Raw genomic sequence first — 17,035 nt, forward strand, 5'->3', positions numbered from 1 at the left:
TAGACCTGTTTTAGTTTCAGACACTTTTTGAGGTTTCCGGTTTTTCAGCCATCAACCGGTATTCTTCCGGCGTCAGGTTATTCAGGGATTCATGAGGTCGTTCACTGTTATATTCCGCCAGCCAGCGTTCTGTGATCTCCCGTACTTCATTCAGTGTTCTGAACAGATAAAAATCCAGTATTTCAGTTCGGTATGTCCGGTTAAATCGTTCAATAAAAGCATTCTGAGTGGGTTTTCCGGGCTGAATGAATTCCAGCTGCACACCGTGATCTTCAGCCCACTGGGCCAGTATCAGTGAGATAAATTCCGGTCCGTTATCCATCCTCAGTTTCAGCGGATAGCCATGGTGAGCAACGATTCGATCCAATACTCTGATGACCCGCTGAGCCGGAATATTCAGGTCAATCTCTATGGCCAGTGCTTCACGGTTAAAGTCATCCACCACATTGAATGTCCGGAAACGTCTGCCGCTGACCAGAGCATCGTGCATAAAATCAACCGACCAGCTCTGGTTTATTGCCTCTGGTATCGCCAGCCGTGCCGGATTACGTACCGGCAAACGCTGTTTTCCTTTACGTCTAAAATTCAGTTTCAGCAGGCAGTAAATTCGGTGAACCCGCTTGTGATTCCAGACATGGCCCTGCCGGCGAATGACCTGAAAAAGCTTCTTAAAACCGTATCGCGGATAGCGCTCAGCGTATTCTGTGAGGGCTTCTATGACAACGTCATTACGCCGTGTATCCGGCTTGTAGAAAAACACCGTCCTGCTCAGTGATAATGTCCTGCATGCCTGACGTGTGCTCATTGTAAACTGCGAGATCAAATAATGGGCGAGCTCACGCTTTATCACTGGTTTTAAAGCTTTTTTTCGATGACATCTTTCAGTGCACGGTTCTCAAGACTCAGATCAGCGAACATCTGTTTAAGACGCCGGTTTTCATCTTCCAGATCCTTGATTTTCCTGATATCAGAAGCTTCCATTCCGCCATATTTTGCTTTCCAGTTGTAATAGCTGGCTTCTGAAATTACGGCCTCGCGGCAGACATCTTTGACCGTTCGGCCGGCTTCAACAGACTTCAGAACGGCGATAATCTGGTGTTCAGTAAATCAGGCTTTACGCATAGCGATCTCTTCAGGAGGACATAATCAGTATGTCGGAAGATCTCTAAAAGAGAATGGTTTGTTTTGCAGGGAGCATAACGGTGTCCCTCGTTTGTTGGTAAAAGGGAAATAGAACCAGCATTACCAGCATTTTTACCATCAAAATGATATGGCTTCGAGTGGTTTTTAGTGAACGAGGATGAACGACTGAAGAAGGATAACCGATTGATAGAAATGCAGAAAGCAGACGTCGGTGAACGTCTGCTTCCCTTAAATTGGCTCCTCTGACTGGACTCGAACCAGTGACATACGGATTAACAGTCCGCCGTTCTACCGACTGAACTACAGAGGAATTGTCGTGAAGACGGGGCAGATACTAGCGTTGCTCGGAGGGCTTGTCAAAGTTGTTTTAGGTTTTCAGAGGCGTTTGCCGACAAATAATACAATGATAACAAAAAGTAAGCAGAAGCGGTTACTCGTTCGCCAGTTAACCGTATGCCCCGTGTAGACGGGGCAGTGACGTTAGTGTGACTGTGGGGACTTAGAACGGTGCATCAATATCGACGATATCGATCAGTTTATGGTTTACAAACTCTTTCAAGCCGAGGCCCAGGAGTTCGCGTCCATAACCGGAACGCTTTACGCCACCAAACGGCAGGTCAGCTTTAACCATGGTCGGGTGATTAACATAGACCATGCCGGTGGTGATTTTCTTGGCCAGTTGATAACCGTATTGCGGGTTGGAGGTAAATACCGAACCGCCGAGACCAAAGTGTGAGTCATTGGCAATATTCACCGCCTCTTCATCATCTTTGGCTTTAAGGATCATCGATACTGGTCCGAAGAATTCTTCGTAATAGGCCGGATTATCCGGGGTGACATTCGTTAGGATGGTCGGCTGAACAAAGGCTCCCTGGGTTGGCACCTTTTCACCGACTTCGATAGCCGTTGCACCCTGTTCGACCGCTTTGGCAATCTGCTGTTTAACCGCGTCAGCAGCACGCTGCGAGGATAATGGGGCCAGCTGAGTTGCCGGGTCCATAGGATCACCGGCTTTTAAGGCGGCAACGCCTGCCGTGTATTTCTCCAAAAAGGCATCGTAGATCTTCTCATTGATGATCATACGCTTGGAAGAGACACACACCTGGCCTGCATTCCAGTGACGGCCGAACACTGCCCAGTTAACGGTCTTTTCCAGGTCCGCATCGGCTAACACCAAAAAGGCATCGGCTCCGCCCAACTCCAAGGTTGATTTCTTCAAGTATTTTGCGGCGGTCTGCGCCACACTGGCGCCAGCCGTTTCAGAACCGGTCAGTGCCACACCCTGAACTCGAGGATCTTTCAAAACATCTTCAATTTTAGTATGCGGCAGGAACAGATTGGTAAAACCGCCTGCTGGCAAACCGGCATCCAGCATCAACTGCTGAAAAGCTTCTGCACATTGTGGGACGTTCGAAGCATGTTTCAGTAGCAAGGTATTACCGGCAGCCAATTGTGGCGCTAAAATACGGGCAATCTGGTAGAACGGGAAATTCCATGGCTCGATGGCTAAGATCACCCCCAGTGGTTGGTGGATCAGGACAGCTTGGCCTTCCGCCGGATCAGCGACCGGCAGTTGCTCATCCGCCAGCAATTTTTCTGAATGCTTTACATAGTATTCAAAGATGGCAGCAGACAGCTCTACTTCAGCCTCGGCTTCGGCAAGGATTTTTCCCATTTCCAAAGTGATGATCTCAGCAAAGCGACGTTTATCTTTACGCAGTAGATCCGCAGCTTTCTGTAGAACCGGGGTACGCTGCGGGATAGTCAGTTCACGCCATGATTTAAAGGTATTGTCGGCCAGGGTGATAGCCGCGGCGATGTCGCTATCAGTGGCATCAGGAAAGGTTTTTAACGTTTCGCCGGTATACGGGTTGGTAGTTGCAAAAGCCATAGGGTACCTTCTTTACTTTGGTTGCTGCTACAGGGCGAGAGCGACTGCAACAGTTATTGTCTGTGTTCGTCAGTTATAGATAAATACCATTAACTATTCCAATCGGATCTGACGATTGGTGCCACAGGTCACACTTTTCAATTAAATAATGATTAACTCTCTGTATTTAATGATTAAAAATAGTTAAGTCAGAAAGTGAAAAATGTTTTTTTGTTCGATAAAAACATGACTAAGACTGTGGATTTACCTTTTCTGATGCTAACGTGACAAAATATGGATGAAATAACGACTTTACTTTACCTGCTATGTTCTGTCTTTTGCAGACGCCGTTATCAATCGCCATGACGCCTTGTCAGTCATCATAGAAACCATCTTGTTGGGTGTCATTCTGAAACCGCATGCAGTGCGAGGCAGAGAGTGTATGAGTGTCTACACTGGGGAGTCATCGTCTCATGATACTGCGATAACCGCTTACAGCTATTGAAACCACACAGGGGTCTTTATGAGTCAACTTTTCAGTCCTGTTCAGTTAGGATCAATGCAACTGGATAACCGTATTGTTATTGCGCCGATGTGCCAATATTCCGCACAACAGGGCAATGCACAGCACTGGCACAGTGTTCATCTCGGACATTTGGCACTGTCAGGGGCTGCGTTGCTGATCATTGAAGCGACTGCCGTAGAACCTGCTGGTCGCATCTCACCTTATGATTTGGGATTATGGGATGACAACAACGAGCAGGCATTGACTGATAGGATTAAAGAGATCCGTGGCTTATCTGATATTAAGGTCGGGATCCAACTCGGGCATGCGGGCCGTAAAGCCAGTACCGACGTTCCTTGGGAGGGAGGAGAGCAATTGGGTCCGCAGCAAGGCGGGTGGCAAACGGTGGCACCTTCTGCCCTCGCTTATGCAGAAGGTGAAAATGCCCCCTTAGCCCTCACGCCGTCGCAATTGGATGCGCTGACACAGAAATTTGTCGACAGCGCTAGGCGGGCTGTGCGTGCCGGCGTTGATTTAATAGAAATCCACGCTGCTCACGGTTATTTGTTACATCAATTTCTGTCACCGCTGAGTAATCAGCGTACTGACCAATACGGTGGGAGTTTGGAAAACCGTATGCGTTATCCATTGGAAGTGTTTAAGGCGGTAAAAGAAGCCGTTGATCCTTCAGTGGTAGTCGGTCTGCGGCTATCGGCAACCGATTGGGTTGCGGGGGGCTGGGATGAAGCTCAATCGGTGACCTTCTGTCAGCAATTGGAAGCGCTGAACTGTGATTATCTGCATGTGTCGAGTGGCGGCCTGTCACCGCAGCAAAAAATCAGTGTTGGCCCTAATTACCAAGTGTCTTTTGCCAATACTATCCGTCAGCAGGTCAGCATTCCGGTCATTGCAGTTGGACTTATTACCGAGCCTCAGCAAGCGGAAGATATTATCACTGACGGTGAGGCTGACTTGGTTGCGTTAGCACGGGGTATTCTCTATGACCCACGTTGGCCGTGGCACGCTGCAGCCGCGCTTAATGCTGAAGTCAAAGCACCGCCGCAATACTTGCGCTGCGAGCCACACGGTGTAAAAGGGACCCTGATCAGTTCAGAGCGAAAAGAGTAATCTGTCCTACTCAACACGGTCGCTCTAAGTTTCAGCCTATGGCCGCCTTAAGGTGGCCATTTTTGCTATAGCAGAAATCCGCTGGCAGCTTGTCTCGTAGACAAATGGTATAATAACCGCCAGACCGAAAAGGTCTCTGTAAACCGTGATGGAGAAAAGATGGTTACCCCAATCCCCCTGAAATTTGTGGATATTGCTGAAGAGTATGCCGAAGAGTCCGCGATGCCGGTCTCGGACAATGAATTACAGCCACTGGCGCATTACTTCCAGCTGTTACTGACTCGTTTGATGAACAATGAAGAGATCAGCGAAGAGGCACAGCATGAAATGGCGAGCGAAGCAGGTATCAATGCACAGCGTATTGATGAAGTTGCGGAGTTTTTGAATCAATGGGGTAATGAATAGTTCTAAGTGCAGTTAAAGGAAATCTCAGGCGGTCAACGATGGCCGCCTAACATCTTTAAGTCGTTCAGTGCTTGGTACAGTGTTCTCATTTAACGCTTACTGAAGCGGATCACGCGCTAGTAAGATTGCACAACGTTTACAAGCCTATTGAGCCAGTCGATAATGCCTAAACGGTAGCATCCTCTAGGATAGGGCATCGATAAGAGCCGTAGATGTAGATGACCGGCTAAAAAGCAAAAACCCAGATATCCGAAGATATCTGGGTTCTTAGAAATGGCTCCTCTGACTGGACTCGAACCAGTGACATACGGATTAACAGTCCGCCGTTCTACCGACTGAACTACAGAGGAATTGTCGTGAAGACGGGGCGAATATTACCGGTGCAGCGTAAGGTTGTCAAAGCCCTTTTCGGCATTCGCGAACCGTTTGCTGATAAAAGCGGCAATCGATGAAAATGGCTATTTTGATGCTGCGGTCGAGAGAAGGAGCAGTACCGCTATGTAAAGAACTACGCACTGTCTGCAAACATTTTGCACTATGGTTGTGCAGTTCTCGGTAAAGGCAGACTGCGAAGCTTAAATTTTCCGCTGGCGAAAAAAGCGCCGAATCGCTTCTTTTCATAGTGTTTTTGTTATGACTGAACCGCTGATAAGGCTGTTTATTCATTTCTGGCCCGCTTATTGCAGTATCTCTGTTATCCAACTGCAGGCCATGCCTGTTTTGAGTTTCGGGTTCGTGACGGGGGAAGAAATGAATTTAAGACGACTGAAATACTTTGTGAAAATTGTCGATATTGGCAGCCTTACTCAGGCCGCAGAAGTATTGCACATCGCTCAACCGGCCCTCAGCCAGCAGGTCGCTACGCTGGAAGGTGAGATGGATCAACAACTGTTGATCCGTACCAAGCGAGGGGTGACGCCTACCGATGCAGGCAAGGTACTTTATACCCACGCCCGTAATATCCTGCGTCAGTGCGAGCAGGCTCAACTGGCGGTGCATAATGCCGGTAATATCCTCAGCGGGCAGGTCTCTATCGGCCTGGCACCAGGAACGGCAGCCTCTTCACTGGTGATGCCGTTGCTGCAAAAAATTCGCGAAACCTATCCTGATATATTGGTTTATCTCCATGAAAATAGCGGTCATGCGCTTAATGAAAAAGTGGTGAGTGGTCAGTTGGATATGGCCCTGCTTTATGATCGCACACCGGTTGCTGGCGTAACCTGCCAGTCGCTGATGAAAGAGGAGCTCTACTTGGTAGGTACTGGGATCTCTCCGGGAAGCAGTGTGGACCTGTCAGATGTGGCCGGAATGAACCTCTACCTGCCGCGTGATTACAGCGCTGTTAGACAACGTGTTGATGAAGCCTTCTCCCTACGCCGTCTCAGTGCTCATATTATTGGTGAAATTGAATCACTGGCCACTTTATCGGCCGCAATTTCCAGTGGTATGGGCGTTTCTGTGTTACCAGAGTCAGCTGCAAAATCGCTGACGGCTCCGATTAACGGCTGGATGGCAAAAATTATTTCCCCCTCGTTGCACTTGCCTCTGTCTTTAAATACCTCATCTGCCTTACCGCTGTCAGGTTCCGCCCAAGCAGTGAAGAACTGTTTAATGTCTCTGACCGAACAACCAGCCGCGGCAGAACGTGAACTGATGCTAGTGAGTTGATCCTTCCTGTTTATCTCTGACGCCGGCTTGCCGGCATCAGCTTTATTTCCATCCGGTAATCACAAAAACTTATTGCTACCGGTGCCACCTATGATTAGGATTGGCGCCGGTAAGAAAACGTTTGCGCAGTTATGGTGCGAAAACCGCTTTTCTGTTTACGAGATATACTGCTGCAATTTTCTACCCGAGCCAGAGACTGGCACGGGTTTTGCTTATGTCATTTTGGGGTGAACTGAAGCTAAACGTCCGTCGGATTTTTCTACGGAGGACATTGTGCTTTTTACAGATCGTCATAAAAACGAAAATCGTGCTAAGCGAGATCAACAAGGGACCGAAACATGCTTGAGAAACTCTTTAAGTTGAAAGCAAATAAGACCACTGTACGTACCGAGGTGATCGCCGGATTAACCACTTTCCTAGCGATGGCCTATATTTTGTTCGTTAACCCGAGCATCCTCGGCGCAACCGGCATGGACAAAGGCGCGGTATTTGTCGCGACCTGTTTGGCAGCCGCCATCGGTTCTGTGCTGATGGGGATGATTGCTAATATGCCTATCGCCTTAGCACCAGGTATGGGGCTGAATGCCTTCTTTACCTATACCGTAGTGCTACACATGGGGTATCACTGGCAGGTAGCCCTAGGGGCCGTCTTTATCTCCGCATTAATCTTTTTTGCCTTATCGCTGTTTAAGATCCGTGAGTGGATCATTAACAGTATCCCGTTACCGATGCGTTCGGCGATTGCTGCAGGTATCGGTCTGTTCCTAGCATTGATTGCCCTTGAAGGTGCAGGTATCGTGGTGGATAACCCCGCTACGCTGGTTGGCTTAGGGGACCTCACAAAACCGAGCGTACTGCTGGCTATCCTCGGCTTTTTCCTGATCGTGGTACTGGAAGCACGCCGTATTACCGGTGCGGTGCTGATCGGCATCCTGGTCGTGACAGTGATTTCTATGTTGGCAGGCTTAACTCCGTTTGCGGGAGTTTTCTCCGCGCCGCCATCGATTGCCCCGACCTTCCTTAAGCTAGATATCGCAGGTGCCTTTAATATCGGTCTGGTGAGTGTGATTTTTGCTTTCCTGTTCGTTGATGTATTCGATAACTCTGGCACCCTGATCGGTGTTAGCCGTCGTGCCGGTCTGACCGACGAAAACGGTAATATCCCTAATATGGGCAAAGCACTCGTCGCTGACAGTACCGCCGCTCTGTTTGGTTCATTATTGGGGACGTCAACCACCACCAGTTTCGTTGAATCTACAGCCGGTGTCAGTGCGGGTGGACGTACCGGTTTGACGTCTATTGTGGTGGCTATACTGTTCCTGCTGTCTCTGTTCTTCTCGCCACTGGCAGGTAGCGTACCGGAGTATGCGACCGCACCAGCGTTACTGTTTGTTGCCGTGCTGATGACCTCCGGTCTAGCAGAGATCGATTGGAAAGATATCACTACTGCTGCGCCCGTAACGGTGACGGCACTGGCAATGCCACTGACCTATTCCATTGCTAACGGTATTGCCTTTGGTTTTATCACTTGGACGGTGGTTAAACTGTTCAGCGGACGTGTTCGTGAACTTAATCCCGCACTGGTTATTCTTTCGATTCTATTCGTAATCAAACTGGGCTGGTTTAACGCCTAATAATACAAAAGGAGCTTCGGCTCCTTTTTTTGCGTTTGTGGTCCGCCCTAAAAGGGTATCAGTCCTCTGTCAGGAACCTTTTCGAATGTTAGATGCGGTACCACGATCCGCCATGGATCACCTTCAGAGTGAACCGCGAGGACACTAGCTTACCTATTGAGTAGTGTTTTTAAACAACCGGGTATAGAATTATCGAACCGCACTTTTGCCTGACGCGGTTTCCCTTTAAGGGAAGGTGTCGTGCAATCCAGCCCCTGATGGCGCTGTTGTACGAAAGTCTGACTCCATTCGTGGGTACCGCGGTGCAAAATCCCGTCTTGGTTGTGTCTGATGCAATAAAACGTAGCGCCTGGTATCCCAGACGGCGTTTTTATACCACGTTGTTGAAACGAGAAATCACCCCGCTGGCGATCCCTATTTTGATTGAAAATATGTGTGTGCTGCTGATGGGGGTGCTAAGCACTTTCTTGGTCAGTTGGCTGGGGAAGAGTGCCATGGCGGGAGTAGGCCTGGCAGATAGCTTTAATATGGTGATTATCGCGTTTTTCGCGGCCACCGATCTGGGTACTACGGTGGTAGTGGCTTTTAGTCTGGCAAAAAGAGATGGCGCTCGTGCTCGTGCGGCGGCCCGCCAGTCCTTAGCATTGATGACCGTATTATCGGTGTTATTAGCATTACTGATTTTTATCTTCGGTGCAGAGATCATTGAGCTGATCGCCGGTCACGCCGAGCCTCAAGTTAAAGCCTACGCTCTTGAATACCTCAGACTATCAGCCTGCAGCTATCCTGCTGCCGCCATCGCACTGATTGGCAGCGGGGCGTTACGTGGGGCAGGAAATACCAAAATTCCGATGTTGATCAATGCTGGGATGAATATACTGAATATTGTGATTACCAGTGTACTGATTTACGGTTGTCTTTCTTGGAAAGGACTTGGATTTACTGGGGCCGGATGGGGGCTGACAATATCGCGGTATATCGGTGCTGCAGTCGTGATTGCCGTACTGGCTCGGCAAAAAAACAGTGCCTTGACCCTACCATTACGCAGTTACTTCAGCCGTTGGAACTTAGCCATACTTTCAGAGGTCTTAAGTATCGGTGTGCCAGCGAGCGTTGAATCGGTGTTATTTAATGGCGGTAAGCTGCTGACGCAGGTGTACGTCGCGGGGATGGGTACCAGTGAGATCGCCGGCAACTTTATCGCGTTCTCCATTGCCTCCTTAATCAATATTCCAGGCAGTGCGCTGGGGTCCGCCTCGACGATCATTACCGGTAAGCGATTGGGCAAAAATCAGATCTATCAAGCTGATGTACAGATACGGCACATTTTTTGGCTGGCGACACTGGGACTGTGTTGCCTTGCTTGGATAGCAGCCCCGTTGGCAGGGGTACTGGCACGGTTCTATACTTCAGACCCAGAGGTTATCCGCGTCACCCGGCATCTTATTTGGCTGAATGCGCTATTTATGCCACTGTGGGCCGCCTCTTGGGTGTTACCCGCCGGGTTCAAAGGGGCTAGAGATGCGCGATTTGCAATGTATGTCTCGATGTTCAGTATGTGGGGGGCCCGAGTAGTGATGGGCTACTTGTTAGGCATTTATTGGGGAATGGGAGTCGCCGGGGTCTGGTTGGGGATGTTCCTAGACTGGACTGTACGTGCTGCCTGTTTCTGGTGGCGACTCACCAGTGGACGCTGGCTAAATAATTACCATCGTTTGCAAGCTAAGGCATTAGCTAAAGCCGCAAAGGTGCGGGAAGAACAGGGAAAACCGGCAGAATAGGCATTATCCTGCCATTTATATAGAGAAGGGTCCGTACGAATTGCTCGTGCCTGATGACTCACATGAAAGCGGGTCACAAAAAATGAAAAATAATAATCTGCGACTAATTACTCCTGGAGCGTCCTCCGGCGGTGAACCCCCCGTAAATCTGGAGGGGTTCAGCATATTTAAAACTCTATTTTTTGATCCCATGCCACTGCCAGGCTGGTGTTTCTTCGAACAAGAACGCAGCGCAATGGCCAACGCCTACTGGCAACAGGCAATGGCTCTGTTACCGGCGGAGCAGAGCGATAACTGGATGAACTGGCTACATCCAGAAGATAGAGCCCAAACTCGGGACGCATGGCAAAAGGCCATCCTGCAGCATAACGTATTTCGCCACAATCTGCGCTTGGCGGTGAAAGAAGGTGATTACCGTTGGTTTGTTGCCTACAGCTATACTGTGCCAGGTGTCGGATGCCGGATGGTGACCTTTTTTGAAGCGGACCAGTTGCAAGAAGACAATGTTAAAGCCTACGCGAATTGGCAGACCTCAAAGAGTATGCTCGATGCTAGCATTGACTGTATCAAATTGATCAATACCAAAGGGGAGCTGATTGATATGAATTCCTCTGGTTGTCAGGCCCTAGGTGTGTCGGCAGCGTCAGGTTTCGGAATGGAGTGGCTGAAATTATTACCGCCGGAAATCGAAGGCCCTGGGCGAGAAGCGTTGAAGCAAGCTGTTGATGGCCATAATGCTCGCTTCTTTGGTAAGAGTGAATCTGGCAGCGGCCAGACCCTGTTTTGGGACAATATCCTGACACCGGTTAAGACCGCATCCGGCGATGTTTCCAGCATCCTCTGTGTGTCGCGGGATATTACCGATCTACACTTGGCTGAGCAGCGCTTTAAATATATCAGCGAGCATGACGAGCTTACCGGTTTACCTAACCGACGTATGTTTAATGCGACCCTGAAGCATTATCTGCAACCGGCGACACCAGCCGCACCTGGGCTGGCAGTAATAGTGATCGATCTAGACTACTTTAAACTGGTTAATGATACCCTCGGCCATCCCGCCGGTGATTTTCTGCTAGAGACCGTGGCACAGCGGTTACAACGGGCTATGCCTGAAAATGCCTTTATTGCACGTATCGGCGGCGATGAGTTTGCGGCAGTGTTGCCGGGTATTGAGACCACGCAAGCTTTATTGGCGGTAGGTAAGCAGCTTATCGCTGACACTACAGTGCCGCTGAGTTATCAGAGCCAAGCTATCCATATTAGCCTTAGCATTGGCGGTGCGCTGTGGCCGTTACAGGCGACAGATAGTACCTCCATGATTAAAGCGGCCGATATTGCCCTCAATGAACTCAAACGCAGCGGCCGCGGCGGCATTTGCTGCTACGAACCGGCTATGGGGGGGCAGGTGGATAAACTCCATAGTCAGATGGAGTTGGCTAAAGAGATCATCTCTGAAGATGCTATTTTTCCATACTATCAGCCGAAAGTGCGCTTATCGGATGGGAAAATCATGGGTATGGAAGCGTTAATGCGTTTCTTTAACCGTAAAGGAGAACTCTGTTTTCCGGGACATATTTGGGCGGCGTTTGAGAATTATGTGCTGGTTGAACGTATCGGCTACCTGATCCGTGACAAAGTGTTCGCTGATATCCGTCAATGGATAAATCAATCCTTAGACGTTGTTCCGGTATCGGTAAACGCCTCGCCGGTAGAATTTATGCGGGATAATTATGGTGAAACGGTGCTGCGACAGATCCGCCAGTATAATCTGCCACCAGAGCTGGTGGAGATTGAGATCACCGAGCATATGTTCGACGGACGTGGAGCCTGTTATGTGTTTCGCGCACTTAATCTGCTGAAATCTGAGGGGGTAAGGATCTCTTTGGATGACTTCGGTACCGGTTATTCGGCGCTGGCCAATATTCGTGACTATCCGGTAGATGTAATCAAAGTAGATCGCACCTTCGTTGATAGCCTAAGTAAAGGGAAAGAGGGGCTTGCGGTGGTTAAGGCTCTGCTGTTACTGGCGACCGAATTGGAGTTAGATGTGGTAGCGGAAGGGGTCGAATACACCGAACAGCGTGAGTCATTGTTAAATGAGGGCTATCAGCTGGGGCAGGGCTTCTTATTCAGTGCAGCGGTGCCCGCTGTTACCATCAGCCGCTTCCTAAATAATCTCGAACGGCATAAGTTGCTGTAAACCGGTTAAACTAGATGCTGACAGGACGTTCAGCCCTGTCAGCCACCGTATCACCCTTTCAGTACTTTGCGGCCTTTTTGCACCGCGGGACGCTGCGCAATTAAATCTGCCCAGCGTTTGAGATGTGTATAGCTGTCGACATCTAGGAATCGGGCAGAGCCTTCATACAAGCCACCCTGAGCCAGCACGCCATACCAAGGCCAAATCGCCATGTCGGCGATAGTATAATCCTCACCGCTGATATAGGTATGTTTGGCCAGTTGTTTATCCAGCACGTCAAGCTGACGCTTAGCTTCCATGGCAAAACGATTGATCGGGTATTCTAATTTTTCCGGGGCATAGGCATAAAAATGACCAAAGCCCCCTCCCAGGAACGGTGCACTGCCCATCTGCCAGAATAACCACGACAGGGTCTGTGCTCGGCCGGCGGGAAGCTCAGGAATAAAACGGTGAAATTTTTCAGCCAGATAAAGCAGGATAGCGCCTGACTCGAAAATATTGATTGGCTTATCGCCACTCTGATCCACTAGTGCTGGAATTTTTGAGTTTGGGTTGATCTCGACAAAACCGGAGCCAAACTGGTCACCTTTCATAATGCTAATCAGATGGGCATCATAGCCCGCATCTTTGATCCCCAATTCCAGTAACTCTTCGAGTAAAATACTGACCTTGATACCGTTAGGGGTGCCTAAAGAATAAAGCTGGAAAGGTCGTGAACCTTTTTCCAGTGGCTGCTGATGTCGGGCTCCCGCCTCTGGACGATTGATACTGCCAAATTTTCCACCGGCAGGCTGATCATTCTTCCATACCTCGGGTGGGGTATATGGGGTGCTGCTCATACAAACTCCTTCCTGACGCTGAGAAACAGAGTCCTTAAGCATATCAGCTCGTTGCTATCAGACTTATCGGCCCGTGCTGCCCTTTTTGTGAACTAGCCCAGTAAGTCATGGCTGTATAAATAACAACCAATAACACAATAAGGTACTTTATAGTTAAAATTTTGTGGTACTTATGCTGGGCAATCGATTGCGTGCGGTTTACTATTCTTTGGTCAGCGTTAGGACACTCAAGCACTGCCAGTCTCTGGCATATTATCCACCTAAACCGGTTACGGTTTGACGATTATCAGGTCATCATGTCTTTCAGCACACCTAAAGAAATTGCCGTTTTGGCGGTACAGTCTGGCATCACCAAGAGCCAGTCCTCATTACAAAACTTATTGATCCTCGGCTTTCTAGGTGGTGCCTTTATCGCTATCGGCTTCCTGCTCGACCTGCATGTAGTCGCGCAACTGCCTGCTGACTGGGGTTCGTTTGGCGGATTACTTGGCGCAATGGTATTTCCACTGGGACTTATACTGACGATTATCGGCGGCGCTGAGTTGCTGACCGGTAATATGATGGTGATGACCTTGGCGGCACTGTCGAAAAAGATCACCTGGGGGGCCTTAATACGTAATTGGTTTTGGGTAACCCTTGCCAACTTTATCGGCAGTATTGCGGTGGCATGGTTTTTCGGCCATTTACTGGGTATGACCGAAGGAACTTTTCTGAAAAAGACTTTGGCAGTGGCTGCGGCGAAAACGGACGCTGACTTTAGTCAGGCGTTTATTTCCGGTATCGGCTGTAACTGGCTGGTGTGTCTGGCGGTTTGGTTAGGTATGGCAGGTAAAGATGCGACCGGTAAAATTCTGGGGATCTGGTTTCCCGTAATGGCCTTTGTGGCCATTGGCTTCCAGCACGTTGTTGCCAATATGTTTATTATCCCCGCAGCCATCTTTGCCGGTCAGGGAACGTGGGCTGAATACTTCTCGAATTTTGTGGCTGTTTTCGCCGGTAATGCAGTCGGCGGGGGCATTTTTGTCGCCCTGATTTACTACCGTGCTTACCGCCCAGAAAAACAGCTGTCCCAAGGTACTCTCTGAGTAGAAAGTACGTTAAGAAAAAGCCACTGCCATTGCCGGCTGTGGCTTTTATTATACAATGCGCTGCACTGGAGTGAACCTCAGGTGCAACCGTTAGCAGCGGATACCCAGTGTGGATTATTTAGAGACATCTTCGCCAAAGTATTTTTCGGAGATTCTCTGATAACTGCCGTCTTTCTTCATTTGGGTCAGCGCGTTATTAATTGCCTGCTGCAGTGAGGTCTCACCCTTTCTCAGCAACACACCGGAGGCACTGGCATTGTCCTGTGATGCAACAATCTTCACTGGTGCATCTGGACGGTGTTTTTTGAAATCAAGGAATGAGATACGGTCATTCACCGTCGCATCGGCACGTCCTTGAACCACTAGGTCGATTGACTGGTTAAAGCCATCGGTACTGATCAAGTTAGCCCCGGCATCACGGGCCAGTTGGCCGTAGTTACTGGTCAGTGACTGGGCGGCGTTTTTCCCTTTCAGGTCGGCAAAACTGTGGATACTGTCATTGCTGTTTTTCACAATCACCACGGCTTTGGAAGCAATGTACGGCTGTGAGAAATCATATTTCTGCTCACGTGCTGGTGTGATGCCCACTTCATTGATCACGACGTCATAGCGCTTGGCATCCAGACCCGCAATCAGACCATCCCATTTACCTTCCACAAATACAGGTTTAACGTGCAATTGCTGAGCGATGCCTCGGGCAATATCGACGTCAAAACCGGTCAGGTCGCCAGAAATAGTGTGATAGGTAAATGGAGCATAAGTACCCTCAGTACCGATTTTAAGCTCACCGGAAGACTTAACCTGTGCCAGGGAGTCATCGGCCATCGCCTGATGAGCAACACCCAGAGAAAGTAACGCTGAGAATAACAGTGTGTTTTTTTTCATTTTAAACTCTCCAAAGCGGATTCAGACCGGAGAAACAGCCGTCAGGCCACCGGTCAGGGTTGCGATATATTGGGCTGTTCGGGCTTTCTGAGGATGCCGGAACAGTTGGTCGGAATCCCCAGTTTCAATAATTTCACCCGATTCCAGAAAAATAGTATGGCTGGCGACAGAGGCCGCCAGCCGTAAATCATGGGTTGCCATCAGCATAGTGGTGCCTTCTTCTGCCAGTTGGCTGAGGACATTCACCACTTCCACTGACAATTCAGGATCTAAGGCCGAAGTGGGTTCATCACAAAGTAATACTTTTGGTGATGGCGCTAGGGCACGGGCGATGGCCACACGTTGCTGTTGCCCACCGGAAAGGGTCGCCGGCATATCATCGCGCTTATGCAGCAGACCGACTTTCTCCAACAGCGTTTCGGCGCGTTGGATAGCCTTTGCCTTCGGCCACTTGTGGACCACCACTAGACCTTCAGTAATGTTTTCCAGTACGGTTTTATGTGGAAATAGCGAGAAGTTTTGGAAAACCATCCCAGTCTGACGGCTGATCCGCTGAACATCTTTAGTGCGCGGTAGTTTACCGTTCAATGTCAGCGTTTCGTTATCTAGGGTGATGCTGCCGGATTGTGGTGTTTCCAGCAGGTTGACACAACGCAGCAGGGTACTTTTACCACTGCCCGACGGACCGATCAGCGCGGTCACTGAACCTTTCGGCAGCTGCAATGAAATATCTTTCAGGACATGGTTATCCCCGAAATACTTATTAATGCCGCTCAATGAAATCATTGCTTAAGCCTCCGTTTTTTCTTCACGGGAGAAATGCTTCTCCAGCTTATTCTGCAGTGAAGAGAGGATAGTACTGAAGAACAGATAAATCAGTGCCGCCTCGCTGTAGAGGATCAGAGGCTGATAGGTCACAGCGGCAATACGCTGGGCCGCTAGGAACATTTCCGGAACGGTGATCACGGACGCCAGTGAGGTATCTTTTACCAGAGAAATAAAGGTATTGGATAATGGCGGAACAGCAATACGGGCGGCCTGAGGCAGAATGATGCGCACCAGCGCTTGACGCCAGCTCATACCAATTGAGTGTGCGGCTTCCCACTGGCTGACCGGCACAGATTTAATGGTGGCACGGATTATCTCAGAAGAGTAAGCCCCAATGTTCAGCGTAAAACCGATTACTGCGGCAGGGAACGCCGAAATAGTGATACCGGCGCTGGGCAGCGCATAAAAAATCAGGAAAAGTTGCACTAATAACGGCGTTCCACGTAGCAGCCAAACATAGAAACGGACCAGTGCTTTGAAGGGCTTCGGACCATACAGCCTGATCAGTGCAATGATAAACCCCAGCGATAACCCCAGTACAAAAGACAACAGAGTTAGGGGTATAGTAAAGGTCAATCCGGCATGTAACATAGGCCAGAAAGATTCAGCGGCGAGAGAAAGCCATGCTGGCACAGTACACCTTCCAACGTTAATGTGAAAAAAAAAGGCCAGTACAAAAGACTGACCGTAGCTGACTATTTTAAGTGTTAACCGACAGTAAGGAAATATTATTTCAGAATAACCTCATGCCGAATGTGATTAACCAGGTGTCGAGTTCGGTTAATCACAGGTTCCGCAGGATATTAACGGCATCTGAAGAAATTAACTCACCGTTTGTGCTGAGGCTTTACGCCGAGCATCCATACCTATAGTACGGCCATTGACCAGCCAGCTAGCCTGTAAAGTTCGTACAGCAGCCAGCACTTAGCTGAATACCCCAGGGGGCCTGTGACAAACACTGTGACAATCCGTGTCTGTGGTGAGGGCAATTGTCGTCAGGGTGCTACGCTTAATACTGACAATCATCGTTATCAGATTTCTGCACCTGACACCCGAAAGCG

13 protein-coding genes and 2 tRNA genes are annotated in these 17,035 nt (G+C 49.3%); 7 read left to right on the plus strand and 8 right to left on the minus strand.

The annotated features are described in order from the left end of the window. Positions 1-16: 16 nt before the first annotated feature. From DW47_RS0112175 to DW47_RS0112190, 3 genes are all read right to left on the minus strand, one after another. Positions 17-1,092, minus strand: a protein-coding gene (locus DW47_RS0112175; protein ID WP_241430751.1) for an IS3 family transposase whose coding sequence is annotated in 2 segments (ribosomal slippage) — positions 17-861 and positions 861-1,092 — 1,077 coding nt in all. Because the reading frame shifts where the segments join, the coding sequence is not laid out codon by codon here. Between the two features lie 285 nt (positions 1,093-1,377). Further along, a tRNA-Asn gene (locus DW47_RS0112185) sits at positions 1,378-1,453 on the minus strand. A gap of 189 nt (positions 1,454-1,642) precedes the next feature. Then, entirely contained in the window at positions 1,643-3,034 is a 1,392-nt protein-coding gene (locus tag DW47_RS0112190; RefSeq protein WP_029686692.1) for an NAD-dependent succinate-semialdehyde dehydrogenase, read from the minus strand. A gap of 502 nt (positions 3,035-3,536) precedes the next feature. Between DW47_RS0112190 and DW47_RS0112195 the strand changes: the two genes are divergently transcribed. Both DW47_RS0112195 and DW47_RS0112200 read left to right on the plus strand, forming a co-directional pair. Next, positions 3,537-4,646 carry an NADH:flavin oxidoreductase/NADH oxidase gene (locus DW47_RS0112195; protein ID WP_029686693.1) on the plus strand — a complete coding sequence of 370 codons (1,110 nt, stop codon included), beginning with the start codon at positions 3,537-3,539 and terminating at the stop codon, positions 4,644-4,646. A 159-nt stretch (positions 4,647-4,805) separates the two neighbouring features. Next, positions 4,806-5,051, plus strand: coding sequence for a DUF2543 family protein (locus DW47_RS0112200; protein WP_029686694.1), 246 nt, complete (start codon positions 4,806-4,808; stop codon positions 5,049-5,051). A gap of 274 nt (positions 5,052-5,325) precedes the next feature. Here DW47_RS0112200 and DW47_RS0112205 read toward each other — a convergent pair. Next, positions 5,326-5,401: transfer RNA gene (locus DW47_RS0112205), tRNA-Asn, on the minus strand. Between the two features lie 400 nt (positions 5,402-5,801). Here DW47_RS0112205 and nac point away from each other — a divergent pair. The 4 genes from nac (at position 5,802) to DW47_RS0112225 (ending at position 12,334) form a co-directional block, all read left to right on the plus strand. Next, entirely contained in the window at positions 5,802-6,719 is a 918-nt protein-coding gene (nac, locus tag DW47_RS0112210; protein WP_029686695.1) for a nitrogen assimilation transcriptional regulator NAC, read from the plus strand. Positions 6,720-7,057: 338 nt separating this feature from the next. Beyond that, the gene (locus DW47_RS0112215; RefSeq protein WP_029686696.1) at positions 7,058-8,353 is read left to right on the plus strand and encodes an NCS2 family permease; all 1,296 of its coding nucleotides are present in this window, start codon (positions 7,058-7,060) and stop codon (positions 8,351-8,353) included. Between the two features lie 323 nt (positions 8,354-8,676). Continuing rightward, positions 8,677-10,134 (plus strand): EmmdR/YeeO family multidrug/toxin efflux MATE transporter, encoded by a 1,458-nt coding sequence (locus DW47_RS0112220; protein ID WP_051150959.1) that lies wholly within the window; start codon positions 8,677-8,679, stop codon positions 10,132-10,134. Positions 10,135-10,216: 82 nt separating this feature from the next. After that, complete coding sequence (locus tag DW47_RS0112225) at positions 10,217-12,334, plus strand: putative bifunctional diguanylate cyclase/phosphodiesterase (protein WP_152473170.1); 2,118 nt, start codon at positions 10,217-10,219, stop codon at positions 12,332-12,334. A gap of 50 nt (positions 12,335-12,384) precedes the next feature. On the opposite strand, the gene yghU is transcribed toward DW47_RS0112225, so the two are convergent. Further along, positions 12,385-13,173, minus strand: coding sequence for a glutathione-dependent disulfide-bond oxidoreductase (gene yghU / locus DW47_RS0112230; protein WP_029686699.1), 789 nt, complete (start codon positions 13,171-13,173; stop codon positions 12,385-12,387). A gap of 296 nt (positions 13,174-13,469) precedes the next feature. Between yghU and DW47_RS0112235 the strand changes: the two genes are divergently transcribed. Next, positions 13,470-14,258 (plus strand): formate/nitrite transporter family protein, encoded by a 789-nt coding sequence (locus tag DW47_RS0112235; RefSeq protein WP_029686700.1) that lies wholly within the window; start codon positions 13,470-13,472, stop codon positions 14,256-14,258. Between the two features lie 117 nt (positions 14,259-14,375). Here the strand turns inward: DW47_RS0112235 and DW47_RS0112240 are convergent, their stop codons facing one another. From DW47_RS0112240 to DW47_RS0112250, 3 genes are read right to left on the minus strand one after another with little or no spacing between them, the layout of a single operon-like run. Further along, complete coding sequence (locus tag DW47_RS0112240; RefSeq protein WP_029686701.1) at positions 14,376-15,146, minus strand: amino acid ABC transporter substrate-binding protein; 771 nt, start codon at positions 15,144-15,146, stop codon at positions 14,376-14,378. A 21-nt stretch (positions 15,147-15,167) separates the two neighbouring features. Further along, positions 15,168-15,932, minus strand: coding sequence for an amino acid ABC transporter ATP-binding protein (locus DW47_RS0112245; protein ID WP_029686702.1), 765 nt, complete (start codon positions 15,930-15,932; stop codon positions 15,168-15,170). A 3-nt stretch (positions 15,933-15,935) separates the two neighbouring features. Next, positions 15,936-16,607, minus strand: coding sequence for an amino acid ABC transporter permease (locus DW47_RS0112250; RefSeq protein WP_029686703.1), 672 nt, complete (start codon positions 16,605-16,607; stop codon positions 15,936-15,938). Positions 16,608-17,035: the final 428 nt, after the last annotated feature.

It is taken from the genome of Tatumella saanichensis, from assembly GCF_000439375.1.
GTDB classification, from domain to species: domain Bacteria; phylum Pseudomonadota; class Gammaproteobacteria; order Enterobacterales; family Enterobacteriaceae; genus Tatumella; species Tatumella saanichensis.